Origin of the sequence: Oceanisphaera marina, from assembly GCF_014643915.1 — a bacterium.
GTDB lineage: Bacteria > Pseudomonadota > Gammaproteobacteria > Enterobacterales > Aeromonadaceae > Oceanimonas > Oceanimonas marina.
Map to the genome: position 1 here is coordinate 38,626 of NZ_BMKE01000014.1, position 26,783 is coordinate 65,408.

The 26,783-nt window shown below is 53.3% G+C and carries 23 protein-coding genes and 2 tRNA genes; 13 read left to right on the top strand and 12 right to left on the bottom strand.

The window, feature by feature from the left end; all coding sequences use genetic code 11:
• Positions 1-3 precede the first annotated feature (3 nt).
• From IEW52_RS09715 to IEW52_RS09760, 10 genes are all read left to right on the top strand, one after another.
• Entirely contained in the window at positions 4-807 is an 804-nt protein-coding gene (locus IEW52_RS09715) for an alkaline phosphatase family protein (protein ID WP_188629879.1), read from the top strand.
• Complete coding sequence (locus IEW52_RS09720; protein WP_188629880.1) at positions 804-1,730, top strand: ABC transporter permease; 927 nt, start codon at positions 804-806, stop codon at positions 1,728-1,730. The genes IEW52_RS09715 and IEW52_RS09720 overlap by 4 nt, the downstream gene beginning before the upstream one ends.
• The gene (locus IEW52_RS09725) at positions 1,723-2,514 is read left to right on the top strand and encodes an ABC transporter permease (RefSeq protein WP_188629881.1); all 792 of its coding nucleotides are present in this window, start codon (positions 1,723-1,725) and stop codon (positions 2,512-2,514) included. The genes IEW52_RS09720 and IEW52_RS09725 overlap by 8 nt, the downstream gene beginning before the upstream one ends.
• Positions 2,514-3,530 carry an ABC transporter ATP-binding protein gene (locus tag IEW52_RS09730; RefSeq protein ID WP_188629882.1) on the top strand — a complete coding sequence of 339 codons (1,017 nt, stop codon included), beginning with the start codon at positions 2,514-2,516 and terminating at the stop codon, positions 3,528-3,530. Before IEW52_RS09725 ends, IEW52_RS09730 begins: the two co-directional genes overlap by 1 nt.
• Complete coding sequence (locus IEW52_RS09735) at positions 3,527-4,177, top strand: HAD family hydrolase (RefSeq protein WP_229667879.1); 651 nt, start codon at positions 3,527-3,529, stop codon at positions 4,175-4,177. The genes IEW52_RS09730 and IEW52_RS09735 overlap by 4 nt, the downstream gene beginning before the upstream one ends.
• Positions 4,178-4,258: 81 nt before the next feature.
• A complete protein-coding gene (locus tag IEW52_RS09740; protein WP_188629883.1) occupies positions 4,259-6,004 on the top strand; it encodes a bifunctional diguanylate cyclase/phosphodiesterase in 1,746 nt (581 codons plus the stop codon).
• A 174-nt stretch (positions 6,005-6,178) separates the two neighbouring features.
• Positions 6,179-7,189 (top strand): amino acid ABC transporter substrate-binding protein, encoded by a 1,011-nt coding sequence (locus tag IEW52_RS09745; protein ID WP_188629929.1) that lies wholly within the window; start codon positions 6,179-6,181, stop codon positions 7,187-7,189.
• Positions 7,190-7,305: 116 nt separating this feature from the next.
• Positions 7,306-8,490 (top strand): amino acid ABC transporter permease, encoded by a 1,185-nt coding sequence (locus IEW52_RS09750; protein ID WP_188629884.1) that lies wholly within the window; start codon positions 7,306-7,308, stop codon positions 8,488-8,490.
• A 1-nt stretch (position 8,491) separates the two neighbouring features.
• The gene (locus tag IEW52_RS09755; RefSeq protein WP_188629885.1) at positions 8,492-9,592 is read left to right on the top strand and encodes an amino acid ABC transporter permease; all 1,101 of its coding nucleotides are present in this window, start codon (positions 8,492-8,494) and stop codon (positions 9,590-9,592) included.
• 20 nt (positions 9,593-9,612) lie between these two features.
• Positions 9,613-10,365: an amino acid ABC transporter ATP-binding protein gene (locus IEW52_RS09760; protein ID WP_444544016.1), complete on the top strand. Its 753-nt coding sequence runs from the start codon at positions 9,613-9,615 to the stop codon at positions 10,363-10,365.
• A 127-nt stretch (positions 10,366-10,492) separates the two neighbouring features.
• Here the strand turns inward: IEW52_RS09760 and IEW52_RS09765 are convergent, their stop codons facing one another.
• The 3 genes from IEW52_RS09765 to exaC form a co-directional block, all read right to left on the bottom strand.
• Positions 10,493-10,780, bottom strand: coding sequence for an encapsulin-associated ferritin-like protein (locus tag IEW52_RS09765; protein ID WP_188629886.1), 288 nt, complete (start codon positions 10,778-10,780; stop codon positions 10,493-10,495).
• A 160-nt stretch (positions 10,781-10,940) separates the two neighbouring features.
• Entirely contained in the window at positions 10,941-12,092 is a 1,152-nt protein-coding gene (gene yiaY / locus IEW52_RS09770) for an L-threonine dehydrogenase (protein WP_188629887.1), read from the bottom strand.
• A 167-nt stretch (positions 12,093-12,259) separates the two neighbouring features.
• On the bottom strand, positions 12,260-13,777 hold the full coding sequence (exaC, locus tag IEW52_RS09775) for an acetaldehyde dehydrogenase ExaC (RefSeq protein ID WP_188629888.1): 1,518 nt from the start codon (positions 13,775-13,777) through the stop codon (positions 12,260-12,262).
• Between the two features lie 281 nt (positions 13,778-14,058).
• Here exaC and IEW52_RS09780 point away from each other — a divergent pair, with 281 nt between their 5' ends.
• Positions 14,059-15,813 carry a sigma-54-dependent Fis family transcriptional regulator gene (locus IEW52_RS09780; protein ID WP_188629889.1) on the top strand — a complete coding sequence of 585 codons (1,755 nt, stop codon included), beginning with the start codon at positions 14,059-14,061 and terminating at the stop codon, positions 15,811-15,813.
• Between the two features lie 36 nt (positions 15,814-15,849).
• Here the strand turns inward: IEW52_RS09780 and IEW52_RS09785 are convergent, their stop codons facing one another.
• On the bottom strand, positions 15,850-16,527 hold the full coding sequence (locus IEW52_RS09785) for a L,D-transpeptidase family protein (RefSeq protein WP_229667881.1): 678 nt from the start codon (positions 16,525-16,527) through the stop codon (positions 15,850-15,852).
• A gap of 185 nt (positions 16,528-16,712) precedes the next feature.
• Here IEW52_RS09785 and IEW52_RS09790 point away from each other — a divergent pair, with 185 nt between their 5' ends.
• Complete coding sequence (locus IEW52_RS09790; protein WP_188629890.1) at positions 16,713-17,294, top strand: hypothetical protein; 582 nt, start codon at positions 16,713-16,715, stop codon at positions 17,292-17,294.
• Between the two features lie 190 nt (positions 17,295-17,484).
• Positions 17,485-18,093 (top strand): type VI secretion system-associated protein TagO, encoded by a 609-nt coding sequence (locus IEW52_RS09795; RefSeq protein ID WP_188629891.1) that lies wholly within the window; start codon positions 17,485-17,487, stop codon positions 18,091-18,093.
• Between the two features lie 167 nt (positions 18,094-18,260).
• Here the strand turns inward: IEW52_RS09795 and IEW52_RS09800 are convergent.
• From IEW52_RS09800 to lon, 8 genes are all read right to left on the bottom strand, one after another.
• Positions 18,261-18,347, bottom strand: a tRNA-Leu gene (locus IEW52_RS09800).
• Positions 18,348-18,370: 23 nt separating this feature from the next.
• Positions 18,371-18,444, bottom strand: a tRNA-Cys gene (locus IEW52_RS09805).
• A gap of 145 nt (positions 18,445-18,589) precedes the next feature.
• Positions 18,590-19,138, bottom strand: coding sequence for a CDP-diacylglycerol--glycerol-3-phosphate 3-phosphatidyltransferase (pgsA, locus tag IEW52_RS09810; RefSeq protein WP_188629892.1), 549 nt, complete (start codon positions 19,136-19,138; stop codon positions 18,590-18,592).
• A gap of 47 nt (positions 19,139-19,185) precedes the next feature.
• Complete coding sequence (uvrC, locus tag IEW52_RS09815) at positions 19,186-21,015, bottom strand: excinuclease ABC subunit UvrC (protein WP_188629893.1); 1,830 nt, start codon at positions 21,013-21,015, stop codon at positions 19,186-19,188.
• Between the two features lie 4 nt (positions 21,016-21,019).
• A complete protein-coding gene (gene uvrY, locus IEW52_RS09820; RefSeq protein WP_188629894.1) occupies positions 21,020-21,661 on the bottom strand; it encodes a UvrY/SirA/GacA family response regulator transcription factor in 642 nt (213 codons plus the stop codon).
• Positions 21,662-21,861: 200 nt separating this feature from the next.
• Positions 21,862-23,760 (bottom strand): SurA N-terminal domain-containing protein, encoded by a 1,899-nt coding sequence (locus IEW52_RS09825; protein ID WP_188629895.1) that lies wholly within the window; start codon positions 23,758-23,760, stop codon positions 21,862-21,864.
• A 115-nt stretch (positions 23,761-23,875) separates the two neighbouring features.
• Positions 23,876-24,154 (bottom strand): nucleoid-associated protein HU-beta, encoded by a 279-nt coding sequence (hupB, locus tag IEW52_RS09830; RefSeq protein WP_505756225.1) that lies wholly within the window; start codon positions 24,152-24,154, stop codon positions 23,876-23,878.
• A 208-nt stretch (positions 24,155-24,362) separates the two neighbouring features.
• Positions 24,363-26,714: an endopeptidase La gene (lon, locus tag IEW52_RS09835; RefSeq protein WP_188629897.1), complete on the bottom strand. Its 2,352-nt coding sequence runs from the start codon at positions 26,712-26,714 to the stop codon at positions 24,363-24,365.
• Positions 26,715-26,783: the final 69 nt, after the last annotated feature.

The window sequence follows — 26,783 nt, forward strand, 5'->3', positions numbered from 1 at the left end:
GACATGCGCAAGGTCATACTGGTCGTTATCGACGGCCTGGCCTACGAGGTAGCCCGAAACTGCATGGGCTACCTGCAGGGCCTGAGCGAAGCTGATCAACTCACCAGCTACAAAATGCAATGCGAGCTGCCCGCGGTGTCTCGCCCCCTTTATGAATGCATACTCACCGGCATTCGTCCGGTGGACAGCGGCATATTGAATAACGACATAACGCGACTCAGCACCCAGCAAAGTCTGTTCTCGCTTGCTCGCCAAGCAGGACTAACCACAGCGGCGGCGGCTTATCACTGGGTGAGCGAGCTATATAACCGCACGCCCTATCAGCCAATACGGGATCGCTTCACTCAAGATACTGAGCTCCCCATTCAGTACGGCCTGTTCTATTCCCAGGACCATTACCCGGACTGTCACCTGCTACAAGACGCGGAAATTCTGAGAACGCGATTCGACCCGGACTTGCTGTTGATTCATCCCATGAACACCGACGATGCCGGCCATAAATTCGGTCTGGACTCCCGCCAGTATCGTAACAGTGCCCGGCGTTTCGATCTGCTGCTGGCCGACTATCTGCCGCGCTGGCTGGAGGAAGGTTATCAGGTGCTGATCACCAGTGACCATGGCATGAACCGGGATCACAGCCACAGTGGCATCTTGCCCGAAGAGCGAGAAATACCACTGCTGGTGGCAGGAGATGCCTTTAGTCATGATCGTCATGCCCACCCGCAACAAGTCGAGCTGTGTGGCACTATCGCCAGTCTGCTGGGGGCGCCCCATGAAAAAACCATGTGCAGCGAGTTATTGAAATGAGTGAACCACTAACCGCCAATTTCCATCAAAAGCTCTCTCTTGAGCCAGCACAATCACCCCGCTATCTTGATGAAACAACGCCCGCCGCCAGCCCTACCCTTTGGCGGCGGGCGTTGCCTTTGCTCTGGCTGCTGCCCTTTGCACTGGTCTTTGGCTTGTTTCAGCTGGCCCCCATCTTGTGGGTGCTGGTCAACGCCTTTCAGGTCGACGGACTCTGGAGCCTGAATAACTTCAAGGAAATTATCGACTCGCCCTTTTATCTGCAGTCGTTCTCTAACAGCATTGATTTGGCGCTCTGGTCCAGCCTGCTGGGTTTGCTGATTGCCCTGGCGGGCACGGCAGCCTTACGCCAGGTACCGGGGAAGCTGCAAGACATGGTGGTGGCCTTCACCACCATGGCCAGCAATTTTTCCGGGGTACCGCTGGCATTTGCCTTTATCGTACTGCTGGGCATGAACGGGGCCCTGACCCTGCTGCTGCAGGAGACCGGACTGATTGATGGCTTCAACCTGTATTCACGCAGCGGATTAATCATTCTCTATACCTATTTTCAAATTCCGCTGGCCATGCTGTTGCTCTATCCGGCGTTCGATGGCCTGCAAAAAGACTGGCGAGACGCTGCCGCGCTGCTCGGCGCACCGTGCTGGCAATACTGGCTGCGGGTTGCCTTGCCCGTGCTGACCCCCGCCTTGCTGGGTACCTTTATCATACTGCTGGCCAATGCCCTGGGGGCCTATGCCAGTACCTTCGCCCTGATGACCAGCAACTACAACCTGGTCACCATACAAATATCGGCCCTGGTCGCCGGTGATATCTTCCTGGAGCCCCAGCTGGCTGCCGCACTTTCGCTATTGCTGATGGCCATATTGTTGCTGGTGACCGGCATCAATCAGTGGATCATCAACCGGAGTCGTTATGAGTAACGCATTCAAGGCCCCGCTACTGGCTCGATTAACGGTCAATGGTCTGCTGCTTATGCTGGCCGCGCCCATTCTGATCACCCTGGTGTACTCCCTGTCAGCCCAATGGGGAGCCCATATTCTTCCTCGTGGCTTTACGCTGGACTGGTACATCACACTGTGGTCAGACAGCCGGTTTCTGGCCGCCTTTGCCCGCTCACTGCTGGTATGTCTGGCCGCCTTGCTGCTCAGCCTGCTGCTGATACTACCCACGCTGTTCGTGGTGTTCTATTACTTCCCTCGCCTGAAGGGACTGATGAATCTGCTGATTTTACTGCCGTTCGCGGTGCCGCCCGTGGTGTCCTCGGTAGGCCTGTTACAACTGTATGCTGGGGGCCCCCTGCCGCTGGTCGGTGGCCCCTGGATATTGATTTTCTGCTATTTCACCATCAGCCTGCTCTTTATGTATCGTGCACTGGCCAATAACCTAGAGGCCATTCCCCTGGTCGATCTGATAGATGCGGCGCACTTGCTGGGCGCCAGCACTGTGTTTGCTTTTTTACGGCTGGTGCTGCCGAATATCCGTAATGGCCTGCTGGCCGCGCTGTTTTTGTCTTTTTCCTTCCTGTTCGGGGAATTTGTGTTCGCCAATATGCTGGTCGGCACCCGTTATGAAACCCTGCAGGTATATCTGTACAGCCAACGCACCAACAGTGGTCACTTTACCAGTGCCATGGTGATGTCTTATTTCGTTTTCATTGGTGTGGCGACCTGGTTCGCCTTGCGCCTGCAAACCCGGAGTCACTGATGCATTATCTGGAAGTTGCCAATCTGAGCAAATCATTTACCGACACGCCCGTGTTCAAGAACATCAGCTTCGACATCAGCAAGGGAGAATTTATTACCCTGCTGGGACCTTCGGGCTGTGGAAAGTCGACGCTGTTACGCAGTCTGGCAGGGCTGGTTACGCCAGATGCGGGGAAAATACGGGTAGCCGGAGAAGACATTACCGGATTAAAACCGCAGCAACGCGGCATTGGCATGGTCTTTCAAAACTATGCGCTGTTTCCCAATCTGACCGTGACCGGCAACATTGCCTTTGGCCTTGCCAGACAGCGCATCAACAAACAGGATATGGCCCGACGCGTAACCGAGGTAATCGAACTGGTCGGTCTGAATGGCCGAGAAAATGTTTATCCGGGCACACTGTCGGGAGGCCAGCGCCAGCGCGTCGCCCTGGCCCGAGCGCTGGTGGTGCGACCACGCATCCTGCTGCTGGACGAGCCCTTGTCGGCCCTCGATGCCCCGATTCGCAAACACCTACGCGAACAAATACGCACCATACAACAGCGGCTCAATCTAACGACCGTGTTTGTTACCCATGATCAGGAAGAAGCCTTGACCCTGTCGGATCGGGTGTTTGTGATGAATCAGGGGCAAATTGTACAGGCCGATACGGCAGAAGCCGTTTACACCCGCCCCGCCAGTGATTTTGTCGCAGGCTTTATCGGCAATTACAATCTGCTGTCACCCGAGCAGGCTCGTCGGTTGCTGGGGCTGACCATTACCGGCAAACTGGCCCTGCGCCCCGAGTCTATTTATATTCGAGAGCCGGGCAGAGACTATGGTCCGGCCATGACGACGCCCATCGCGGCCAGAGTCATCAGCCATCAACTGCTGGGCAATGTGATCCGTTATCATATCGAGGCGGCGGCGTGTCTGCTGACAGTGGATAGCCTGAATCGGGGTGCCCGGGCGCTGTTGCCGGCTGGCAGCACACTTGAACTGTTGTTCGACCGAACCGAGTTAAAGGAAGTTGCATGATGAAACTGGCTATTTTCGATCTGGATGAAACCCTGATTGCCGGCGACTCCGCCAGTTTGTGGCTGGCATTTATGGTACGGCGCAAGCTGGCCAGTGCCGATATTCTGCAAGAAGAACAAAAACTGATGAGCGCCTATTATCAGGGTCGCATGGACATGAGCGCCTACATGGCACTGACGCTGGCGCCCATTCGCTACTGGCAGCCCCAGGATCTTACCCCGCTGGTGGAAGAGTTTATAGAGCAGGACATATTACCGCGCGTCTATCCCGAGGCTCGCAAGCGACTGGCTTGGCATCAGGCTCAAGGTCATACGGTGGTGATCGTCTCTGCCACCGGCGAACACCTGGTTAAACCCATCGCTCGGGCACTGGGCGTCGAGCATGCCATTGGCATCTTGCTCGACCGTAACGAGGGAGGCTATACCGGCCGAACCCGCGGCGTGTACAGCTATCAGGAAGGTAAACTGGCCCGTTTGCATGACTGGCTGCACGATCAGCAGCTCACCCCCAGTGTGCGTTATGCCTATAGCGACTCGCTCAATGATTTGCCCTTGCTGGAATACGCCGATCATGCAAGCGTGGTGAATGGCGATCAACATCTGTGCGCTATTGCTCGGCAACGAGGCTGGGAACTGCTTGATTGGTAAAGATAATGGTGGCGTTTGATGTCATCTATTTTTCATAAAAAGGTCATAGACTGCGCACCATAACAATAACATGGTGCGCCAATGACAGTATTAACGCCTATACACGACTCTCTTACCACTTTGCTGGAGCATCGGCGCCTGCAGCCGGTCTTTCAACCCATAGTAGATACTCGCCGGCAGCGCCTGTTAGGACACGAGGCACTGATCCGAGGCCCTGCGGGTCATCCTTTGGAGTTTCCTGGTGCGCTGTTTGACAAGGCCAGGCAGATGGGGCAATTATCGGAACTGGATCTCAGTTGCCGCCATCTCGCCATGCAGGCTTACAGCCAGTTACAGATGTCGGGGTTGTTGTTTATTAACGTGAATCCCAATCTCTTGCTCGACAAACAGCATCCCAAGGGCTGTACCCAGCGTATGGCACAGGCACTGGGCATTCCCGCCAATAAAATCGTCATTGAATTGTCCGAGCAATATCCCATTCACGATCCTGCAGGGCTGAAAATTGCCGTTGAGCATTATCGTAGTCTGGGTTTTTTGATTGCCATTGACGATTTAGGCACCGGTTATTCCGGTCTCAAGCTGTGGTCGGAAGTAAAGCCCGACTATGTGAAAATAGACCGCTACTTTATTCAAGACCTGGATCAAGACCCCATCAAGCGCGAGTTTGTACAAAGCATTGTCACACTGGCTCGCGGATTGCAGTCTCAGATTATTGCCGAAGGCATTGAAAACCAGGCCGAGCTGCAACAACTGCAGCAAATGGGGGTTTATTTGTGCCAGGGCTATTATCTGGGTCGACCCCAGGCCATGCCGTTACTGCAGGCCCCCAGCACCAGTACCGAGCCTCCGTCCAAACTGACCATACGGCATCAGGAAAGTGTTGCAACACTGGCGCGCACCGGCGTTCCCGTTGATATCGAAGATACCATACAGCAGGTCTTCGATATTTTGCTGGAAAACGAACAATTGCAGTCGCTGCCTGTGTTAGCGAAGAACATACCCGTTGGCATATTGCGACGAGCAAGGGTAATGGAGTTATTTTCAGGCTCTTATGGCCGCGCCCTCTATGCCAATAAAAGTGTGCGCCATGCCATGAATATACCGGTGGTAGTAGACTGGCAAACCTCGCTGGAAACCGCCAGTGGTCTGATTACCCTCGACGATGACAGTGACCCCTTGTCACATTTTATTGTCACGCGGCAAGGGAGTTATTACGGACTGGCCTCGGTACGGGGATTACTGCGCAACATTACCGAACAACGGCTGCAACATGCACGCTACGCCAATCCATTAACGCAGCTGCCGGGCAATGTCCCCATCTATCGCGCCATCGATGATGCGCTACAACAACAAAACGATTTTTATGTGGCCTATTTTGATCTTAACTACTTCAAGCCCTACAACGATGTGTATGGCTATGCACAGGGAGATAAAGTGATTCAGTGGGTGGCACGGTTATTTGAAGAGGTCGTGGCCGGAGCCGGACAATTTATTGGCCATGTGGGGGGTGATGACTTTGTGGCCGTCTTTGATAGTCATTGTCACTGGCGCGACTTATGCGAGCTGATACTGCAACGCTTTTCCGACGGCATCGCAGATTTTTATCTGCCCGAGCACCGACAGCACAAGGGCATGCTGGCAGATGCCCGCAATGGCGAGCAGCATTTTTTTCCCTTGCTGGGGTTAGCTATTGGCGTAGTGGCTCCGGATTATAACGGCTGTCATTCTCATCACGATGTGGCAGCACTGGCCAGCGACGCCAAACATCAGGCCAAACAGCACCCACATAGCCATTGTTTGCTGAGTACACAAAGAGTCCCCCGCTAAGCAAACAGTCATCTAAAATGATCGTAAGTGACAGCAAATATTTTTTATTGTGCTAATACTCTTAAGAGGCAGCAAAATTTAATGCCGGTTAAACAACATCAAAAGAAGCCAAGCTAATTCAAAAGGATGTGAATCATGGTCAGCAAAAAAACAGTCGGCAATATCGTGTTCGTCATGGGTAAACCCGCTCTGCTGGTGGCTGCAACCTTGGCAGTTGGGCTCAGCCAGGCACAAGCTGCAACCCTGGATACGGTGAAAGAAAGAGGCGAGTTGAAATGCGGCGTGAATAGTGGTCTGGCCGGGTTTTCCAGCCCGGATGACAAGGGAGTATGGCGCGGCCTGGATGTGGATTTATGTCGTGGCGTGTCTGCTGCCATTTTTAATGATCCCGACAAGGTGCAGTATATTCCGCTGAATGCCAAGGAGCGACTGACCGCGCTGCAGTCGGGAGAAATTGATGTGTTGTCCCGCAATACCACCTGGACGTCTAGCCGAGACACCGAGCTGGGTGTTAATTTCACCGGTGTCAACTACTACGATGGCCAGGGCTTTCTAATCAATAAATCTCTGGGTGTGGCCAGTGCCAAAGACCTGGACGGGGCAGCCATTTGTATTCAGTCCGGTACCACTACCGAGTTGAACGTGGCCGACTATTTCCGTAAAAACGATATCAACTATACCGCCGTGGTATTCGACACTTCGGATCAAACCGTACAAGGTCTGGAAGCCGGCCGATGCGATGTGCTGACCTCGGATTTATCGCAGCTTTATGCCCTGCGCACCAAAATGTCCAACCCCGACGGCGCGGTGGCACTACCCGAAGTGATTTCAAAAGAACCCCTGGGCCCTTCTGTTCGCCAGGGTGATGATCAATGGTTCAACGTGGTGAAGTGGACCCATTTTGCCATGGTTAACGCCGAAGAAATGGGCATTACCAAGGCCAATATAGACAGCATGAAAGGCGGCAACAATCCGGATATGCGCCGCTTTCTGGGTGAAGACGCCGATTTTGGTAAAGGCATGGGGCTCCCCGCCGATTGGGCTTATCGCATCATCAAACACGTAGGTAACTATGGAGAAATCTTTGAAACCAACGTGGGCCAAAGCTCGCCACTGAAGATTGACCGCGGCCTGAATGCGCTCTGGACCGAAGGCGGCCTGCAATACGCTCCTCCCGTACGTTAACCGGCTGCTTGCTGCTCTTGTCAGCTGCTTTCTCAGCTAAAAGAGCAGCAACACCCTACTAGAAGGCCGGGCCGCAACCGATGCGGCCCCCTTTTACTCTTCTTTGGGGCTGGCTTATGTCTTTACCGACCAAACACACGCATACCGAGGTTAAATTCTGGCGTGACCCGTCTAAACGGGCACTGCTGTTTCAGCTGCTGTTGTTGAGTGCCGTTGCCGTTGCGCTGTGGTTTATTATCAGCAACACCCTTACCAACCTCGAAACCCGCGGCATTACCACCGGCTTTGGCTTTTTAGACGATCCGGCCGGTTTTGCCATTGCCCAATCGTTAATCCCCTACAGCGAGGTGGACAGCTATGGCCGCACCTTTGTAGTCGGGCTTCTCAACACCCTGCTGGTGTCCTTTCTCGGCATTATCGGCGCGACTATTCTGGGATTTATCATCGGGATTGCACGGCTCTCCCCCAACTGGCTCATTGCGCGCCTGGCATCGGCCTATGTTGAGCTGTTTCGTAATATTCCGTTATTACTGCAGATGTTTTTCTGGTACTTCGCCGTACTGCGCACCCTGCCCAGCCCGCGTGATAGCTTAAACATTGGTGAGGCCGCCTTTTTGAACGTACGTGGCCTGTATTTGCCCGAGCCCTTGCCCGGTTCCGGGTTTTACTGGGTAGGCATAGCGCTCCTGATCGCCATCGGCTGCTCATTCTGGCTCATCCGAGTTAACAGACGTCGCCAAGAGGCGACCGGCAAGCGTTTTCCGGCTGGCTGGATAGCCCTGGGCCTGGTACTGCTGCTTCCCGCGCTGACATTTTTACTGCTGGGCGCACCATTGGAGTGGAGCTATCCCGAACTGAGGGGATTTAACTTCCGGGGAGGGATTAATGTTATCCCCGAGTTTATGGCGCTGTGGTTGTCGCTGACCATTTATACCGCCGCCTTTATTGCCGAAATTGTGCGCTCGGGCATTCAGGCCGTGGCGCACGGTCAAACCGAAGCCGCCCATTCTCTGGGCATAAAAAATAACCTCACGCTGCGTCTGGTCGTCATCCCCCAGGCGATGCGGGTGATTATTCCACCACTGACCAGCCAGTTTCTTAACCTGACCAAAAACTCCTCGCTGGCGACCGCCATTGGCTACCCGGATTTGGTCTCGGTATTTGCCGGAACCACCCTCAACCAGACCGGTCAGGCGATAGAAGTGATCACCATTACCATGCTGGTTTATCTGGTCATCAGCCTGACGGTGTCTTTCTTTATGAACTGGTTCAACCGCCATATGGCGCTGGTGGAGCGATAATATGTATAAAAACACTATTACCCCACAGCAGACGGCGCCTGCCGCCAACAGAGGACTGATTGGCTGGCTGCGTACCAACCTGTTTTCGGGGCCGATTAGCAGCCTGGTGACCCTGGCAGGGCTGTATGGTTTGTATCTGTTGCTGGTACCCACCATTAACTGGGCCATTATCGAGGCCGACTGGCTGGGTAACAGCCGCGAGGCCTGTGTCAGTGGCGGCGCTTGCTGGGTGTTCATCAGCAACCGACTGCAGCAGTTTACCTATGGCTTTTACCCTGCCGATCAAATTTGGCGTATCAACCTGGCATTTGTCCTGTTCGTACTGCAACTGCTGTGGTTGGCCCTGCCCCGCCTGCCGCTCAAAACATGGGTAGCGGCCTTTATGCTGCTGATATTCCCGTTTATTGCCTATGGGTTGTTATACGGTGGTTGGTTTGGGCTGGAGGTGGTGCCTACTCATCAGTGGGGGGGGCTGACCTTAACCCTCATCATCGCCATAGTGGGCATTATTGCCGCCTTGCCGATCGGGACGTTGTTGGCTCTCGGCCGCCGCTCTAACATGCCGATTGTACGCAGCTTGTCTGTGGTATTTATCGAGTTTTGGCGTGGGGTGCCCCTCATTACGGTGCTGTTCATGTCGTCGGTGATGTTGCCGCTGTTCGTGCCCGAAGAACTCACCCTCGACAAACTGATCCGCGCCATGATCGGCATCGTGTTCTTTCAGTCGGCCTATATCGCAGAGGTGGTACGCGGCGGTTTACAAGCCATCCCCAAGGGCCAGAGTGAAGCGGCCGAAGCACTGGGGCTGAACTACAGTAAAACCATGTTGCTCATCGTATTGCCCCAGGCGCTGAAGCTGATGATACCGGGCATAGTGAATACCTTTATTGCCCTGTTCAAAGACACCAGCCTGGTGTTGATTATCGGCCTGTTCGACCTGCTGGCCATAGTACAAGCCGGCCTCGCGGACTCCAAATGGCTCGGTTATGCCACCGAAGGCTATGTATTTGCTGCCCTGGTGTATTGGGTATTCTGCTTTGCCATGTCCAAGTACAGCCAATATCTGGAACGAAAACTTAACACCGGCCACCGCCCGGGTTAGCCATCCATGGGAGTAGGATAATGGATATAAACAGCAAGGAAGCCATGGTCACGCTACGCGGCGTCAATAAATGGTATGGCGACTTTCACGTATTGCGCGATATTGACTTGACCGTCACCAAAGGCGAGCGCATCGTCATCTGCGGCCCTTCCGGCTCGGGCAAGTCAACCTTGATCCGTTGCATCAACCGGCTGGAAGAACACCAGAAAGGCGACATCATCGTCAAGGATACGCCGCTCACCAACGACGTGAAACACATTGAAACCATACGCCGTGAAGTAGGTATGGTGTTTCAGCACTTTAACTTGTTTCCGCATTTAACCGTGCTGGAAAACTGTACCCTGGCACAAATCTGGGTGCGTAAAACCCCTAAAAAAGAAGCCGAAGAAGTGGCGATGGCCCTGCTGACTCGGGTCAAAATTCAAGAGCAGGCCCACAAGTATCCCGGCCAGCTGTCCGGGGGCCAGCAGCAACGGGTAGCCATTGCCCGCAGCCTGTGCATGAATCCGGAAATCATGTTGTTTGATGAGCCCACCTCGGCGCTGGACCCGGAAATGATCAAGGAAGTGCTGGATGTGATGGTAGAACTGGCTGAAGAAGGCATGACCATGCTGTGCGTCACCCACGAAATGGGCTTTGCCCGCACCGTGGCCGACCGGGTTATTTTTATGGACGAAGGGCAAATCATCGAAGAAAACGACCCGGAAACTTTTTTCCATCATCCGGAGTCGGAACGTACCAAATTGTTCCTCAGCCAGATCCTGGGGCATTAGAATTAGGGATTAGGGATTGGGGATTGGGGATTGGGGATTGGGGATTGGGGATTGGGGATTGGGGATTGGGGATTGGGGATTGGGGATTTTAATCCCGGCTCCCCATTCCCCGCTCACTGAGAGTTAATCAATGATCACAAATATCGCCTTTGGTGAATAAATAATCTTTCAGCTCTTTATCCAGTACCGTATCGCGGCGGCGTATCCATTCCAATACCATGGCGGCGTGCTCTTTTTCTTCGTCCCGGTTATGGATCAAAATCGCCTTCAGCTCCGGATCCCGGCACGCATCTACCCGTTGGTTATACCAGTCTACCGCTTCCAGCTCTTCCATCAGAGAGGTGATGGCCCTGTGCATATCGCGGGTTTCATCACTCAGTTCTTCTATGGGTTCATGATAACCTTCATTGGACATGGCCAGGCTCCTTGCATTCAGTAACAGAAAAACACGATTAAACAGCAAACCTTAAGTGTGGTTGACACTGATGATTTTGCAGCTCATTTGACTACATTATTTAAAAAAAAATCCAAAAAATCCCCGCACCATGGCGGGGTTGGTATGCTTAACGCTCGGATTAAAATGCCGCTTTGAACATGGCAACCACTTGCGGATGAGTGGGTTGAATCGGATTGGTCAAGCCACAGGCGTCCTTCATGGCGTTGGTGGCCAAGGTATCGAAATCGGCCTCTTTGACGCCCAGACCGGCCAGGCCCGCAGGAATACCCACCTGTTCGGCCAGCTTGACGATGGCCTCAATACACAGCCTGGCGCCCTGTTCCTGACTCATACCGGAAACATCCAGCCCCATGGCGGCAGCAATGTCGGTTTGGCGAGCACTGGCCACCTGGCTGTTAAAGCGTTGTACATGAGGTAACAAGATGGCATTACAGACGCCGTGCGGCAGATCATAAAAGCCTCCCAGCTGATGGGCCATGGCATGCACATACCCCAAAGACGCATTGTTGAACGCCATGCCGGCCAGCAGCTGGGCATAAGCCATTTGCTCGCGGGCTTCCATGTCGGTGCCATCACTCACCGCACGGGTCAGATATTGGCTGATCAAGGTGACGGCCTTAAGGGCGCAGGTGTCGGTAATGGGGTTGGCCGCCGTCGATACATAGGCTTCTACTGCATGAGTCAGCGCGTCCATACCGGTGGCTGCCGTTAGCGACTTGGGCATGTTTTTCATCAGCACGGGATCGTTTACCGACATAATGGGCGTGACGTTCTTGTCGACGATGGCCATCTTGATGTGAGTTTTTTCATCGGTAATGATACAAAAACGAGTGACTTCCGAGGCGGTACCGGCAGTGGTGTTAATGGCTATCAGCGGCAGCTGGGGCTTGGCCGAGCGATCCACACCTTCGTAATCACGAATGTCACCGCCGTTGCTGGCGACCAGCGCAATGCCCTTGGCGCAGTCGTGGGGCGAACCGCCCCCCAGCGAAATGACACAATCACAGTCATGTTGGCGCAACTGTGCCAGACCGGCTTCAACGTTGCCCGTCGTCGGGTTGGCCTGTACGTCGGCAAAAATGCTCGCCTGAATATCCTTTTGCGCCAACGCCTGTTGCAAGTTGCCGGCATAGCCTAGCTCGACCAACGGCTTGTCGGTCACAATTAACGCATGCTTAAAACCAAGCTGGCTTAGCTCATTGACCGCCTGCTCGACGGCTCCGGCACCAATGACGTTTACCGAAGGCATATAAAATGTGGCTGTGCTCATACTGTTATCTTCCTTATCAATCCAGAAACCAATCATCAGGTGCTGACAGAACCTTGTCAGCCTTGTCGTGCATCCAAACGTCAGGCTCTTTCACTGATTGTTGAGCCTGACTCACTGTAACAGTGACGGAGTTAACCGCTGTTATTCCAGATCATGATTTGCTCTAATCAGAAAAAGCCCAGGGGATTGCTGTCGTAACTCACCAGCATGCATTTGGTTAATTGATAGTGATCCAGCATCATCTTGTGGGTTTCACGACCAATACCCGACTTTTTATAGCCGCCAAACGCCGCATGAGCCGGGTAGGCGTGATAGCAGTTCATCCAGATGCGGCCGGCTTGAATACCGCGCGCCATGCGATAGGCGCGATTGGTGTCTCTTGTCCACAGCCCGGCACCCAGGCCAAATTCGGTATCATTGGCAATGGCCAATGCCTCGGCTTCGTCTTTAAAGGTGGTCACTCCCACCGCGGGGCCAAAGATTTCTTCCTGAAACACCCGCATTTTATTGTTGCCCTGAAAAATGGTTGGCTGAATATAAAAGCCGTTTTCAAGCCCGCTGATGGTGTTTTCCTGGCCGCCCAGCAGCATCTTGGCACCCTCGCTGCTGCCGATTTCCATGTAGCGCAATATCTTATCGAACTGCTCGCGCGACGCCTGCGCCCCCACCTGAGTGTCGGTGTCCAGTGGATTGCCCTGCTTGATTTGACGACCACGGACCAGAACGCGCTCCATAAAATCATCGAAGATACTTTCCTGCACCAAGGCGCGAGACGGACAGGTACAGACTTCTCCCTGGTTGAAAAAGGTCAGCAGCATGCCCTCGATGCATTTATCAACGAATTCCGGTTCGTAATTCAGCACGTCTTCAAAGAAAATGTTGGGTGACTTGCCTCCCAGCTCGACGGTAGACGGAATCAGACGCTCGGCCGCCGCTTTCAATACATGTTGCCCCACGGGCGTAGAGCCGGTAAAGGCCAGCTTGGCGATACCGGGGTGGCGCAATATCGCCTCGCCGGCTTCTTTACCCAAACCGTTCACCACGTTGATCACGCCCGGTGGCAAAAGATCGCCAATCAGCTCCATCAGCACCAATATTGATACCGGGGTTTGCTCCGCGGGTTTAAGCACGGTACAGCAGCCCGAGGCCAGCACAGGCGCCAGCTTCCACGCCGCCATCAGCAGCGGAAAATTCCAGGGAATAATCTGCCCGACCACCCCGACCGGCTCTTGAAAGTGATAGGCGGCGGTGGTGGCATTGATTTCGGCAGCCGATCCTTCCTGGGCACGAATGGCACCGGCAAAGTAGCGAAAATGATCCACCACCAGCGGAATATCTGCCGCCAGGGTTTCGCGTACCGCCTTACCGTTATCCCAGGTTTCGGCTACCGCCAGCATTTCTGTGTTCTGCTCGATGCGATCGGCGATGCGTAACATCACGTTGGCCCGCTCGGCCACGGCAGTTTTACTCCAGCTGACAAAAGCAGCCTGGGCCGCCTGTACGGCCAGATCGACATCCTGAGCATCGGAACGAGGCACTTCACAAAACACGGCGCCGTTAACCGGCGAGCTATTTTCCATATAACGACCATTAACCGGCTCTCGCCATTCGCCACCAATAAAGTTTTGATAACGTGCCTTGAAGCTGACGACGGCACCGGCTTGCCCTGGTTGCTGATAAATCATGCTGATTCTCCTTGCAGATAGCTCACTCACAGAAAGTGAAGCCAGGCGGCTCGACTCTGCAGCCTGGCCTTGACTCATAAATTGACGCATAACTTGACGCATAGTGAGTTGCAAAGTCGGTGCCAATTGCTGCAAATCAATAAAATAAGGTTACAAGTCCGTTACATTAAGGGTTTGGGCAGGCTACTCTAATTATCTTGACGAGTCGGTCGGCAGCAAGGTGTGCAGTTGACGTACAGGGTGTGCAGTACAGGTGTTCAGTTTCTTAACAGGGTGCGATCATGACGATAAATGCAACGAACAAGGCAGCTCTCTCTCGGCTGCCGCAAGCGCAACAGCTAGTAGAGCGTTCATGGCAACGCAGCCGTGAGTATGGTTTGAATAAGCACAGTCGCATGGACCCCTTTTGCCTGCCCATCTCAGACGTTAAGCACAAGAAACAGCAACATGCATTATTACTCGGCTATCTCAACAGCAGCTTGCCCTTGTTTGAACAACTCCAGCAAGGCCGTCGCTGCCGCCTGTTATTTGCCGATACCCAGGGCACTATTTTATTCAGCGCAGGCGACCCCTATTTTGGCAACCAGGCGCAAAAAATCGCCCTCGCCAATGGAGCCAGCTGGCATGAACAAAGCATGGGCACCAACGCCATTGGCACGGCACTCAGCGAACAGCAGGAAGTGAGTATTCTGGGGCAGCAGCATTTTTTAGCCGCCAATCATGGCATTAGTTGTAGTGCCAGCCCGGTGCTGTCTCCCAGCGGCGAGCTGTTGGGCGTCATCGATATTTCCAGTGACATGGGCGAACATGCCCAGGATATGTTATTAACCGCAAGACTGATGGCCCTGGCCGTAGAAAACGCCCTGGTGATGAATCAACATCATGCGCACTGGATCCTCAACCTGGCCCCCGATGCCGGCAGCCTGCAGCAACCCTGGTCCGGTATTATCGCTCTGCGTGAAGACGGCCAATTACTGGGAGCCAACCGCAGTGCCCGCCACTGGCTGAACGAGCTGGATATTCCCGCCATGCTGGCCCAGCTGCAACAAGGCCAACTCACTCCGGTTAAACAGGGCATAGCGCTGCTCAGCCGCCAGGCTGGCTCACGCATTGCGCGTTCTGTTGCCGATAACGCCCCTGCCCAGTGTCCGCGAGAGTCGACCGCCCTCAAATTAATGGCGCGACAGATCCCCTTGCTTGTTCAAGGTGAAACCGGCACCGGTAAAGATCACTTGGTGAGGCGGTTACACCAGGCCAGCGCCCGGGCTGCAGGTCCTCTGGTTGCCGTTAACTGCGGCGCCCTGCCCAGTGAACTACTGGAAGCCGAGTTGTTCGGTTACGTCTCCGGGGCTTTTACCGGCAGCCATAAACAGGGACGGCCGGGTTATATTCGCGCCGCCAATCATGGCATTTTGTTTCTCGATGAAATTGGCGAATTGCCACTGGCGGCTCAAACGCGCCTGTTGCGGGTACTGCAGGAAAAAGCCGTGACCCCATTGGGCTGCCATGAACCACAAGCGGTCGATTTTCAATTGATTGCCGCCAGTCACAAAGACCTGGCTGACATGGTTGAACAAGGGACGTTTCGCCAGGATCTGTATTTTCGAATCAACGGCTTTACCCTGCAATTGCCCTCGTTGCGGGAATATGAAGAGCAGGATTTTACGCGACTGTTGGAGCGGTTGCTGACCGAGCTGGCCGCGAAAGAGGCCTTTTTGAGCAAGATAAGCATAGATGAAGAGGCCGTACATCGGCTGCGCAGCTATCACTGGCCGGGTAATATTCGACAGTTGAAGCAGCAGCTGGAAGTGGCCATTGTGCTGGCCGAAGGCCAGTCCATTAACGTCACGCATTTGCCAGAATTACCACAAATGAGTGACCTGCAGCCACGCACGAGGGATTTAAAATCCCTTACGGACCAACTGGTAGTGCAAACGTTAAATGAAAATAACGGTAACGTCAGCGCCGCTGCTCGTCAGTTGAACATGAGCCGAACCACTATTTATGCCCGGCTAAAAGCGCTGGGCAAGCATTAGCGCTTGCAGGAAAATGCCTGGCTCGGCATTCATCCATTAAATATCGCTTTTCGGATATTTTGCAAATTCGCGGGAGATATCGGCATACAGCTCAACGGCCCAGCGAGGCAAATTGTCGGCAAAACCATCCAAGGGCTCACGTCGTGGGTCGTGTGGCGCAATAACCACAGAGGCGCGGTGCGTACCGACTTTATTCACCAACACAAACAGCTCTTCTACCGCAATATCTCCCACCGCCAGACAGCCGGTAGATTGCGCCTTGCCATGAATGTAAATATCGCCACCCGGATTGGTGCGACCTTCTTTGGCGGCACGCATCAGATCATAGGAATTGGGATAATCCAGTCGCATCGACAAATGAAACTGGCTGTTGGGGTTTAAATGAGTAATCCGATAAATACCCTCAGGCACCTGCTTGTCGCCTTCTCTCAACTTGGGGCCTGGCCCACCACTGGCCTTGCTGATGGGGTAGCGGCGAATAAAGGTAAAATCGCCGTCATTGCGTGCCCACAACTCCAGGGCTTTTTCCTCTTTGGTGGCGAGCAACACCACCTCTTGCGGCGGATAAGTGATATTGGCCCGCATAAAGTAAGGCTTCATACGTACCTCAGCCAGATAACCATAAGCAGAAACCACCTCATCTACACTGCTATGTGGATATTGAGCAGCCATGGCCGATGGCGCCACCAAAGTGGCTAAAAGCAGGGCTGGCACGGTAAATCCTCGCAAAAGACGCATAAGTAATAATAAACCCAATCGAAACAGATACCTTAATAATAGCGCGAGGCTGGGTCCGTTGTAATCTGTCGCAGCAAATTAAGTTCTACGGGTATCTCGGATCTACTGATGGGCATTTTGTATTAGGCTCAATATATCTCTTGCAACAAAGGCAGTGCCCTGTGCCACAGTATTCAACTTTACGCGTTTGTGCCTTGTCGGCCTGCTTGTTACCGATATTGCTACTGAGCGGCTGCACTCAGCTGGCATCACTGCCCTATCCCACCAAGGCCAGGCCCCTTTCACCCAACACCCCGGGCGTGGCCGTCAGCCAGACCCGGCCGCCTCGGCTGGAGAGCATTGCGTTTTTCTCCAACACCCCATTCAAAGCCGACCGCATCGAGCCTTGCATTAAAGAATACCTGCCTGCGCCGGACGACGACACCAATGCCGTGGTGTACTTTGGCCGCGATGTCGTCAATACGCCGGGTATGCTCAGGGTCAACAAACGACAACTCGGTTTGTTACCCAGCGAGTATCAAATTGCCTTTAAACTGGCAGTACTCGGTCAAACCAAGGGCACCCGCTATGGCTTTAGCCAACTAAGGCTGGCTCGTTCAGATGCACTCGATCTCAACAATCATGACTTTACATCCATAGCACCCGCCACCGCAGACGCTCAACAGGTTTACCAATCACTTAAGGCACTCTATGAACAGCTGGATGAATGCATGGCAGGACCACTATCAGCTCGCCAGCAATAAGGCCGTATAGCCAGTGCCTCGCCATTCATACCCAACCACCCCGAAAACCGACACGAGCATGATGTTTTCGGTGTTTTGATATAATCGTATACATCCGCAGCGTATCGGCTATGGTGGTACTTTGCCGCAGGGGGTCAATCAGCGCTATATTCATTAGAAAACGTCAACATCTTGCCTAGGGAGTTACGTAGTGCAAAAGTTAATCTTAGCCGCGGTCGCATTAGCGGCATCAGCGTCAGTGATGGCCGAGCAAGTACCATCAGGCTCTATTGCAAAGTGTGCAATGATTGAGTCCGATGGAACCCGACTGGCATGCTACGACCAGATTGCAAAGGCACACCCGCTGAACGACCAGCACGCTGTGCAAGTTCAAGGCGGGAATACAGGGAAATGGGTCCTTGATAACAAAAACAACCTGATTGATGACTCGGTCACCATCACGTTAACGCTGACCGCCGACTCTGGTGGAACCCGATTCGGCAAGCCAATCGAACTGATCGCACGTTGTGCATCAAACAAGACAGAGGTGCTTATCAATTGGCGGACTTACCTGGGCAGCCAGGCAAGCGTCACGCTTAGAATTGGAGCCGGCGATGCCAACACCTCCCGGTGGGATGTCTCGTCTGACAGACAGGCAACCTATCATCCTGCGCCCGTCAAGATGCTGAAAGACATGCTGGCGGCCGACAACATGGTCGCTCAGGTCACGCCTTTTAACGTTAATCCGTTCACCGCCATCTTCGATACTTCAGGATTGGACGAAGCAATTAAACCACTGCGAGAAACCTGCGGCTGGTAAGTGGTTTACCTATATCCAAAACGGGTCGATAGAACGGCCCTTTGTTCGAGGTAAATATGACCATCGCCGAATAGATAGATTGTGTAATGAAAGTGATATTACTGATCAGATTTATCAGAATGAAAAAACACAAAAGCCACTCTTGCGAGTGGCTTTTGTGTTTTATATGGTGCCCGGAGCCGGAATTGAACCGGCACGCCCTTGCGAGCGAGGGATTTTAAATCCCTTGTGTCTACCGATTTCACCATCCGGGCAGTAGACTTTCTTATCACAAAATTGGAGGCGCGTTCCGGAGTCGAACCGGACTAAACGGATTTGCAATCCGCTGCATAACCGCTTTGCTAACGCGCCGTAGAGCTGTGTTACTCAGTTGCTAGGCATTTTAATGATTGCGGCATCTAGGTCAACTCTAATCTAGTCTTTTTGATCCGTTCGCACATTTTTTACTCGCAAGCACTTATTTTTGTATATTAAACATACTTTTAGTACTAACGGCTTACGCGGTGCGAGTCAGATCACCCCAGGCGGCTTTCAAATAATCATACGCCGAGTACAGGGTTAAAATGGTCGCAACATACAGCAAAAAGTAACTGCCCCAGATCATATACAGACTTTGCTGCCAGATCAGGCCAATAAGCGCCACCATCTGTATGGTGGTTTTCCACTTGCCAATCCAGCTGACGGCCACCTGGGCACGTTGACCAATTTCGGCCATCCACTCGCGCAGTGCCGATATGATGATTTCTCGTCCAATCATGATCAGCGCAGGGATTGTTACCAGCGGGCTGCTGTAATCTTCCACTATGATGATGAGCGCGGCTGCCACCATCACCTTGTCGGCCACTGGATCAAGAAAGGCACCAAAAGGCGTATTCTGTTTTAGCTTGCGCGCCAGAAAACCATCAAGCCAGTCGGTAACGGCGGCCAGGGTAAACACGGCCGCGGCCCACATGTAGGCCCCCTCTATTGGTACATAAAACAGTACAATAAAAACGGGGATCAGCAGTAATCGAAAGAAAGTCAGAGAATTCGGTATGTTTATCATTATTTTAAGACCATAAGATGATGCCGCTACATGGTGCATGATGCCGCTTAGTGATGCAATGCATCGTGAATTTTTTCTGCCAGTGCCTGACTGATCCCCGGCACCTTGGCCAGCTCGTCAACGCTGGCACGCTTTACTTCCTGAATACCGCCAAGGTATTTCAACAGCGCCTGTCGCCGCTTGGCCCCTACGCCGGCAATGGTTTCCAGCGTACTGGTGGTACGTGCCTTGCCCCGCTGCGCGCGGTGGCCGGTAATGGCAAAGCGATGCGATTCATCGCGTATATGCTGAATAAGGTGCAAGGCGGGCAAGTCTGCCGGTAAATGACGTTCTTCGTGGCTGCCGCCCATTACCAGGGTTTCCAGGCCCGCCTTGCGTGTGACCCCCTTGGCCACCCCAATCAGCAGCGGCTGGCGTGGGCTGTCGGCCAACTCGCGGGCAATCACTTCCTCGGCGCGCGCCAACTGCCCCAAACCACCATCGATAAACAGGATATCCGGCAGCTTGTCGATATCGGCTTGATGAAAACGCCGACTCAAGGCTTGCTCCATGGCTGCATAGTCGTCACCCGGGGTAATGCCCGTGATATTGAACCGTCGATATTCGCTTTTGTGGGGGCCTTCTTGATTAAACACCACACAAGAGGCCACGGTTTTTTCCCCCATGGTATGGGAGATATCAAAACATTCCATGCGTGTAATCGGCGGGCAGGCCAGCACTTCTTCTAACTGTAGCAAGCGCTGGCGTTGTGTGCTCTTGTGTGCCAGACGGCTGGCCAAGGCCGTTTGTGCATTGGTGGTCGCCAGTTTAATGAAACGAGCCCGTTCGGAACGGGTGCGGCTGCGCAACTTGATACGGCGGCCATAATGCTCACTGAGCGCGTCACTCAATACGCCTTCGTCAGACAAGGTATGATCGAGCAGAATTTCCGCGGGAGCTTCTCGCCCACCAATACCGGCCAGATAAAACTGCAGTACAAAGCTTTGCAGTATCTCTTCGGCGTCGGTATCCGGTGGCATCTTGGGGAAATAACTGCGACTGCCCAGCACCTTGCCCTGGCGAATAAACAGTACCTGCACACAGGCCTGACTGGGCGACAGGGCAAGTCCGATCACATCCAGATCATCCAGCACATTACCGCTGACAAACTGCTGTTCCTGTACCCGGCGCAGGGCCTGTAGCTGATCTCGGTATTTGGCGGCGTCTTCAAAACGCAGCTCGGTGCTGGCCACATCCATACTATTGGCCAGATCTTGCAGTACCTGCTGGTTTTTCCCCTGCAGGAACAGGCGAGCCAGCTGCAACTGATGGTTATACTCTTCATCGCTGACCAGGCCCGTTACACAGGGTCCGGCACAACGTTTGATTTGGTAGAGCAGACAGGGACGAGAGCGATTGGCATACACGCTGTCTTCGCATTGGCGTACCGGAAACAGCTTTTGCATCAGGTGCAGGCTTTCACGCACCGCGGCCCCATTGGGATAAGGCCCGAAGTATTCACCCTTTTTCTTGCGAGCACCGCGATGCAAACCAATGCGCGGATGGCGATGGTCGCTGATGATGATATAGGGATAGGATTTATCGTCCCGTAGCAGCACGTTGTAGCGCGGCAAATGCTGCTTGATCAGGTTGTGTTCCAGGATCAGCGCTTCGGTCTCGGTATGGGTAACCGTGACCTGTACATCATGAATATGCCGCACCAGGGCGCGGGTCTTCTCGCCACTCACCTGAGTACGAAAATAAGAAGACAACCGCTTTTTAAGATTTTTGGCTTTACCGACGTAAATAATTACCCCGGCATCATCAAACATCAGATACACGCCGGGTTGTTCGGTGACTACCTTTAAAAAAGCCTGAGCATCAAAAGACTGAGTCATCTGGCTATATTTTTTCAGAGTCCAGCATGCCATAGCGTATGGCAAGATGAGTCAGCTCTACATCGCCGTTGATATCCAGCTTGCTGAATAATCGATAGCGGTAACTGTTCACGGTTTTGGGGCTCAGGTTCAACTGCTCGGATATATCGGTCACCCGCTGACCCTTGGTGATCATCAGCATGATTTGCAGCTCTCGTTCCGATAACTGCTTGAACGGGTTTTCATCATTGGAAAACTGACTCAGCGCCATGCGCTGGGCAATTTCGGGTGAAATATAACGCTGGCCACTGTGCACCAGGCGTATGGCATTGATCATTTCTTCCGGCCCTGCTCCCTTGGTCAGGTAACCACAGGCACCAGCCTGCATTACCTTGGTAGGAAACGGGTTTTCGGTATGAATGGTCAGAACGATGATTTTTATATCCGGATTAAAACGCAAGATTTTGCGCGTAGCTTCCAAGCCACCAATACCCGGCATATTCATGTCCATTAACACCACGTCGGGATGCTGCTCGCGACACCATTGTACGGCGTCTTCTCCGCTTTTGGCCTCGCCCAGCACCTTCATTCCCTTGACGTCTTCTAGTATGCGTCGGATCCCTGTGCGCACTAACTCATGGTCATCAACCAGGAATACGTTAATCAAAAGATGCTCTCCGACTTCGTTAACCTGCTTTTCATATGGTACTTACCTTGCAGTGTCATCATAACCAAGATGCCAACGAAAAGGAAACGCCCTTCAAGAGCAAGGTTAAATCTTTATTCTCAATCAATTGGATATTGGCAATAAACGCGATTCATTGCGAATAAAAAAGGCGCCGCAGCGCCTTGATTATTTGAACAATATCAAAAGTTTTCATCGGTTGATGTTAATGTTTGATATTTGATGCTGGCCGATGCCTTAAGCGCCTTTAGCAGGCTTTCATAGTCACGCTGACCTTGCATGGCCGTTTGATTTTGCTGAATGTTGCTCAGCAGGTCCGAAGCTTCTTGCGGTGTGGTCACCGCGTTCAGCTTCAATACCGCCTGGCTGCCATCAACCAGCGCCAAAGAGTGCAGGCTGGGGGCCTGCTCTTGTGGCGCGGCCATGGCAAACAAGGCCATGACAATCGCAGGATCCTGCTCGCTGTCACGAGTGATGCCCTTGAGTTCGGTCATGGTCAGGTTGTGCTCTGCCAGCCAGTCTGCCTGTTCGCCAACGGCCCATGCTTGCTGCAACTCGGCGGCAGCCTGAGCTGCTAATTCACGTATTTTTGCCGCTTTAGCCAACTCGCGAGCCTGTTCGCTCACTTCATCAAACTCACGCACGGCAGCGGCTCTGTAGTCGGTAACATGCAGTACAAGCGCCTTGTTATCGCCCAGTTCAATCACTTGTGAATTCATGGCTTGATTACGCAGGTCTTCTGAAAAAGCGACTGTTAGTACGCGAGCATCATTAATGGCGGCCGGTGCGTCTTCTGTCGAGAAGTAATCGGTAGACACTATGGTCAAGCCCAGTTCGTCCGCGGCAACGTCCAGCGAGTCCGGAAACTCGAACGTCAGCTCGGCCAACCGCTGCTCTTGCTCATAAAAAGCATTGCCAGCCTGTTCTTGCGCTAAATGAGCGGCAATGGCTTCACGTACTTCGGCCAGCGGCTTGGTTTTGGCGTCACGCTTGTCCAGCAAGGTGATCAGGTGAAAGCCGAACTCGCTCTCTACCACGTCAGACACGTCACCGGTTTTGTTCAGCGCAAATGCTGCTTTATCGAAAGCCGGATCCAGAGTGCCCTGCTCCATCCACTCCAGTTCACCACCATTGGCACCGGAGAACACATCGTCCGACTCGGCCTGGGCCAGTTCGGCAAATGACTCACCCGCACTCAAACGTTCGCGAATGGCTTGCAGCTTCTCTTCTGCTCCTTCGCTCTTGTTCAGCATGATGTGCGCTACCCTGCGTTGTTCCGGCTGACTGTAGGCACTTAAATTGGCCTGATATTCAGCATCAATGGCGGCTTCATCCACCTTGACTGCCGCCTGGGTGCTGGCATCCAGCAGCAGGTAATTCACTTTTACCTGCTCTGGGCGATTAAATTGTTCGGTATGCTGCTGATAATAGGCCTTGATCTCATCATCACTGAGGCTGACGTTGGCGTTAAACGCAGCCAGTGGCAGACGCACCAGTTCACCGTCACGCTGCTGGCGGCTTAACCTATCCAGCAAACCGGCTTCGGCTTCCAGAGTAAAGCTCGAGCCAATGACCGCATTCAATAACAACTGGCGACTCAGATCCTGGCGTACATTGTCTCGCAGCTGTTCGGCACTGATGCCACTGCGCGCCAGTAACTGCTGATAACGCTCATTATTGAACTGATTGTCTTGCTGAAACTCCGGCAAGGCGCGAATGGCGTTGCGCACTTGCTGATCACTGGCATAAAGGTCCAACTCTGCCACTTTCTGGTCAATCAGGCGTTGTTCTATCAGTTGCTCCAGTACAGAACGGCGTAACTGTTCTACGTACAAGGGGTCACCCAGCAGTTCACTGAATTGCGGGCCCAATTGGCTTTCCAGCCGGCTGCGTTCATTGCGATAGGCATTTTCCAGCATCTGGGCTGTGATTTCATCGCCATTCACTTCGGCGGCAATCTCGGCCTTGGGCTGAGATACATAGCTGCCAACCCCTGCGAGGGCAAAAGATAAAATAATCAATATCAGAATGACTTTAGAAACGGTGCCCTGGGCGCCTGCTCTTAGTTTGTCAAAAAACATAAGCTGTCTTTACTCCCACTAGAGGGGTGTGTGTCGTAATCGAAAAAAAAGCGCACCGAGTTGATGCGCCTTTCAAGTCATGGCTTAACGGACCAAAAGCCCGGCACCAGATATATTAGTTTACCGCGTCTTTCAGCGTTTTACCGGCTTTGAAGCCCGGTGTTTTGGCAGCAGCAATCTCGATGGCAGCACCGGTTTGCGGGTTACGGCCGGTACGAGCGGCGCGCTCGCGCACAGAAAAAGTACCAAAGCCGACCAAAGATACTTGCTCGCCTTCTTTCAGCGTCTCGGTAATAGATTCAACAAAGGCATCCAAGGCACGGCCAGCAGCTGCTTTGGTGATGTCGGCGCCGTCGGCGATCTTGTCGATCAGTTGAGATTTATTCACAGTCATTCCCCTTGTCGTTGATACGTTGCTTTTGTGAAGCAACCCTTCGATATTGTTATTGATTAATGGATGGCAAGGCCCCAAAACAAGGCTGATGCCTATTGGCTAACGTCCGATGCCATCCATGTCGCAAGCGTAGCCAAATAATTTTACCCAAGGCTACTGCGACTCAGGGCTGCTGACAAGTCAGAACCGTGAGTTCAGGCGAAAAAGCTTACGCTGACGCCGCAGAAAAGCCCTCGGGTGGCTGTTCCAGTGCCAATTCCAGTACTTCTTCTATCCAACGCACCGGATAAATCTCCAGCTCTTGTGTAATATTGGCCGGTATTTCTTCCAGGTCACGTTCGTTTTCTTTCGGGATCAACACGCGCTTGATACCACCACGACGCGCCGCCAGCAGTTTTTCTTTCAGGCCGCCAATGGGCAATACTTCGCCGCGCAGGGTGATCTCGCCGGTCATGGCTACATCGGCTCGCACCGGATTACCCGTCAGGCTGGACACCAGCGCCGTGCACATGGCCACACCCGCACTTGGGCCGTCTTTCGGGGTAGCGCCTTCCGGCACGTGCACATGAATATCACGTTTTTCGTGAAAGTCGCTGTTAATCCGCCACTTGTCGGCACGAGAACGTACCACTGTCATGGCGGCCTGCACCGACTCTTTCATGACGTCACCCAAAGAACCTGTATACGCCAGTTTACCTTTGCCGGGCACGTTAGCCACCTCTATGGTGAGCAGCTCGCCCCCCACTTCGGTCCACGCCAGGCCGGTTACCTGACCTATCTGGTTGTGCTCTTCGGCCTTGCCGTAGTCAAAGCGTTGCACGCCCAGATATTTTTTCAGGTTCTCTTGAGTGATAACGACCTGTTTGATGTCTTTATTGAGCAATATTTCCTTCACTGCCTTGCGGCACAGCTTGGAGATATCGCGCTCCAGGCTACGCACACCCGCTTCCCGAGTGTAGTAGCGGATGATGCCGATAATGGCGGAATCTTCCACCACTATTTCGCTTTCCTTCAACCCGTTGCGGCTGATTTGCTTGGACAGCAGGTGGTTTTTGGCTATGTTCAGTTTTTCGTCTTCGGTGTAGCCCGACAGCCGGATCACTTCCATCCGATCCAGTAGCGGACCCGGAATATGCATGGAGTTGGAGGTGGCTACGAACATCACGTCCGACAGGTCATAATCCACTTCCAGATAGTGATCGTTAAAGCTGTGGTTCTGCTCCGGATCCAGCACTTCGAGCAGCGCCGATGCCGGGTCGCCACGCATGTCGGACGCCATCTTGTCGATTTCATCGAGCAGGAACAGCGGATTGCGAACGCCCACCTTGGCCATTTTCTGGATTAATTTACCCGGCATGGAACCAATATAGGTACGGCGATGACCGCGAATTTCCGCTTCATCCCGTACGCCGCCCAGTGCCATGCGTACATATTTGCGCCCGGTGGCCTTGGCTATAGACTGTCCCAGCGAGGTTTTACCTACACCGGGAGGCCCCACCAGACACAAGATAGGCCCTTTAAGCTTGCTGGTCCGGCTTTGTACTGCCAGATACTCGATGATGCGTTCTTTGACCTTTTCCAGACCATAGTGATCGGCATCCAGGGTTTCTTCTGCCTTGGCCAGGTCTTTTTTCACCTTGGATTTTTTCTTCCAGGGCACCGCAATCATCCAGTCGATGTAGCCACGTACCACTGTGGCTTCCGCCGACATGGGCGACATCATCTTCAGTTTGGCCAGCTCGGCGTCGGTTTTCTGCCGTGCTTCTTCGGTCATGCCCGCGTCTTCAATTTTCTGCTGTAACGCTTCAAATTCATCGGGCACATCATCCATCTCGCCCAGCTCTTTCTGGATGGCCTTCATTTGCTCGTTGAGATAGTACTCGCGCTGGCTTTTTTCCATCTGCTTTTTAACGCGGGCACGAATACGACGCTCCACCTGCAGCACGTCGATTTCCGATTCCATCATGGCCATCAGATATTCGAGGCGTTCGCCAACCTGTGCCACTTCCAGCACCTTCTGCTTGTCTTCCAGCTTCAGGGGCATGTGAGCAGCCATGGTGTCGGCCAGGCGTGCAGCATCTTCAATCGCCGACAACGAGGTCAGTACTTCGGGCGGGATCTTCTTGTTGAGCTTGATGTAGTTTTCAAACTGGGTGATGGCCGAGCGAACCAGTACTTCCTGTTCGCGTTCGTCCAGCGCCTCGGTTTCAAGGTACTGGGCCTCGGCAATGAAATAGCCGTCTTCTTCGCGCAGGTTTTCCATGCGCGCCCGCTGGCCACCCTCAACCAGCACCTTGACGGTGCCGTCGGGCAGTTTCAGCAGCTGCAGTATGTTGGCAACGGTACCTACCTGATAGAGATCGTCAGCCACCGGATCGTCGGTGCCTGCTTCTTTCTGTGCAATCAGCAGTACTTTCTTGTCCTGGTCCATGGCTGCTTCTAAACAGCGGATGGACTTTTCCCGTCCCACAAACAGTGGAATCACCATATGAGGGTATACCACCACGTCACGGAGAGGCAGAACGGGGGTATCGATGCGTTCGGAACGCTCTAGGGTCATAGTGTCCTCTCGGCTTGAATGCAATGAAATAGCGCTTGAGCAGTATATGGGGGTGAGATCAGAAGATTC

Bases quoted from the DNA above. Each gene is read 5' to 3' on its own strand.
- IEW52_RS09715 (WP_188629879.1), top strand. From the start codon at position 4: ATGCGCAAGGTCATACTGGTCGTTATCGACGGCCTGGCCTACGAGGTA.
- IEW52_RS09720 (WP_188629880.1), top strand. From the start codon at position 804: ATGAGTGAACCACTAACCGCCAATTTCCATCAAAAGCTCTCTCTTGAG.
- IEW52_RS09725 (WP_188629881.1), top strand. From the start codon at position 1,723: ATGAGTAACGCATTCAAGGCCCCGCTACTGGCTCGATTAACGGTCAAT.
- IEW52_RS09730 (WP_188629882.1), top strand. From the start codon at position 2,514: ATGCATTATCTGGAAGTTGCCAATCTGAGCAAATCATTTACCGACACG.
- IEW52_RS09735 (WP_229667879.1), top strand. From the start codon at position 3,527: ATGATGAAACTGGCTATTTTCGATCTGGATGAAACCCTGATTGCCGGC.
- IEW52_RS09740 (WP_188629883.1), top strand. From the start codon at position 4,259: ATGACAGTATTAACGCCTATACACGACTCTCTTACCACTTTGCTGGAG.
- IEW52_RS09745 (WP_188629929.1), top strand. From the start codon at position 6,179: ATGGGTAAACCCGCTCTGCTGGTGGCTGCAACCTTGGCAGTTGGGCTC.
- IEW52_RS09750 (WP_188629884.1), top strand. From the start codon at position 7,306: ATGTCTTTACCGACCAAACACACGCATACCGAGGTTAAATTCTGGCGT.
- IEW52_RS09755 (WP_188629885.1), top strand. From the start codon at position 8,492: ATGTATAAAAACACTATTACCCCACAGCAGACGGCGCCTGCCGCCAAC.
- IEW52_RS09760 (WP_444544016.1), top strand. From the start codon at position 9,613: ATGGATATAAACAGCAAGGAAGCCATGGTCACGCTACGCGGCGTCAAT.
- IEW52_RS09765 (WP_188629886.1), bottom strand. From the start codon at position 10,780: ATGTCCAATGAAGGTTATCATGAACCCATAGAAGAACTGAGTGATGAA.
- yiaY (WP_188629887.1), bottom strand. From the start codon at position 12,092: ATGAGCACAGCCACATTTTATATGCCTTCGGTAAACGTCATTGGTGCC.
- exaC (WP_188629888.1), bottom strand. From the start codon at position 13,777: ATGATTTATCAGCAACCAGGGCAAGCCGGTGCCGTCGTCAGCTTCAAG.
- IEW52_RS09780 (WP_188629889.1), top strand. From the start codon at position 14,059: ATGACGATAAATGCAACGAACAAGGCAGCTCTCTCTCGGCTGCCGCAA.
- pgsA (WP_188629892.1), bottom strand. From the start codon at position 19,138: ATGATAAACATACCGAATTCTCTGACTTTCTTTCGATTACTGCTGATC.
- uvrC (WP_188629893.1), bottom strand. From the start codon at position 21,015: ATGACTCAGTCTTTTGATGCTCAGGCTTTTTTAAAGGTAGTCACCGAA.
- IEW52_RS09825 (WP_188629895.1), bottom strand. From the start codon at position 23,760: ATGTTTTTTGACAAACTAAGAGCAGGCGCCCAGGGCACCGTTTCTAAA.
- hupB (WP_505756225.1), bottom strand. From the start codon at position 24,154: ATGACTGTGAATAAATCTCAACTGATCGACAAGATCGCCGACGGCGCC.
- lon (WP_188629897.1), bottom strand. From the start codon at position 26,714: ATGACCCTAGAGCGTTCCGAACGCATCGATACCCCCGTTCTGCCTCTC.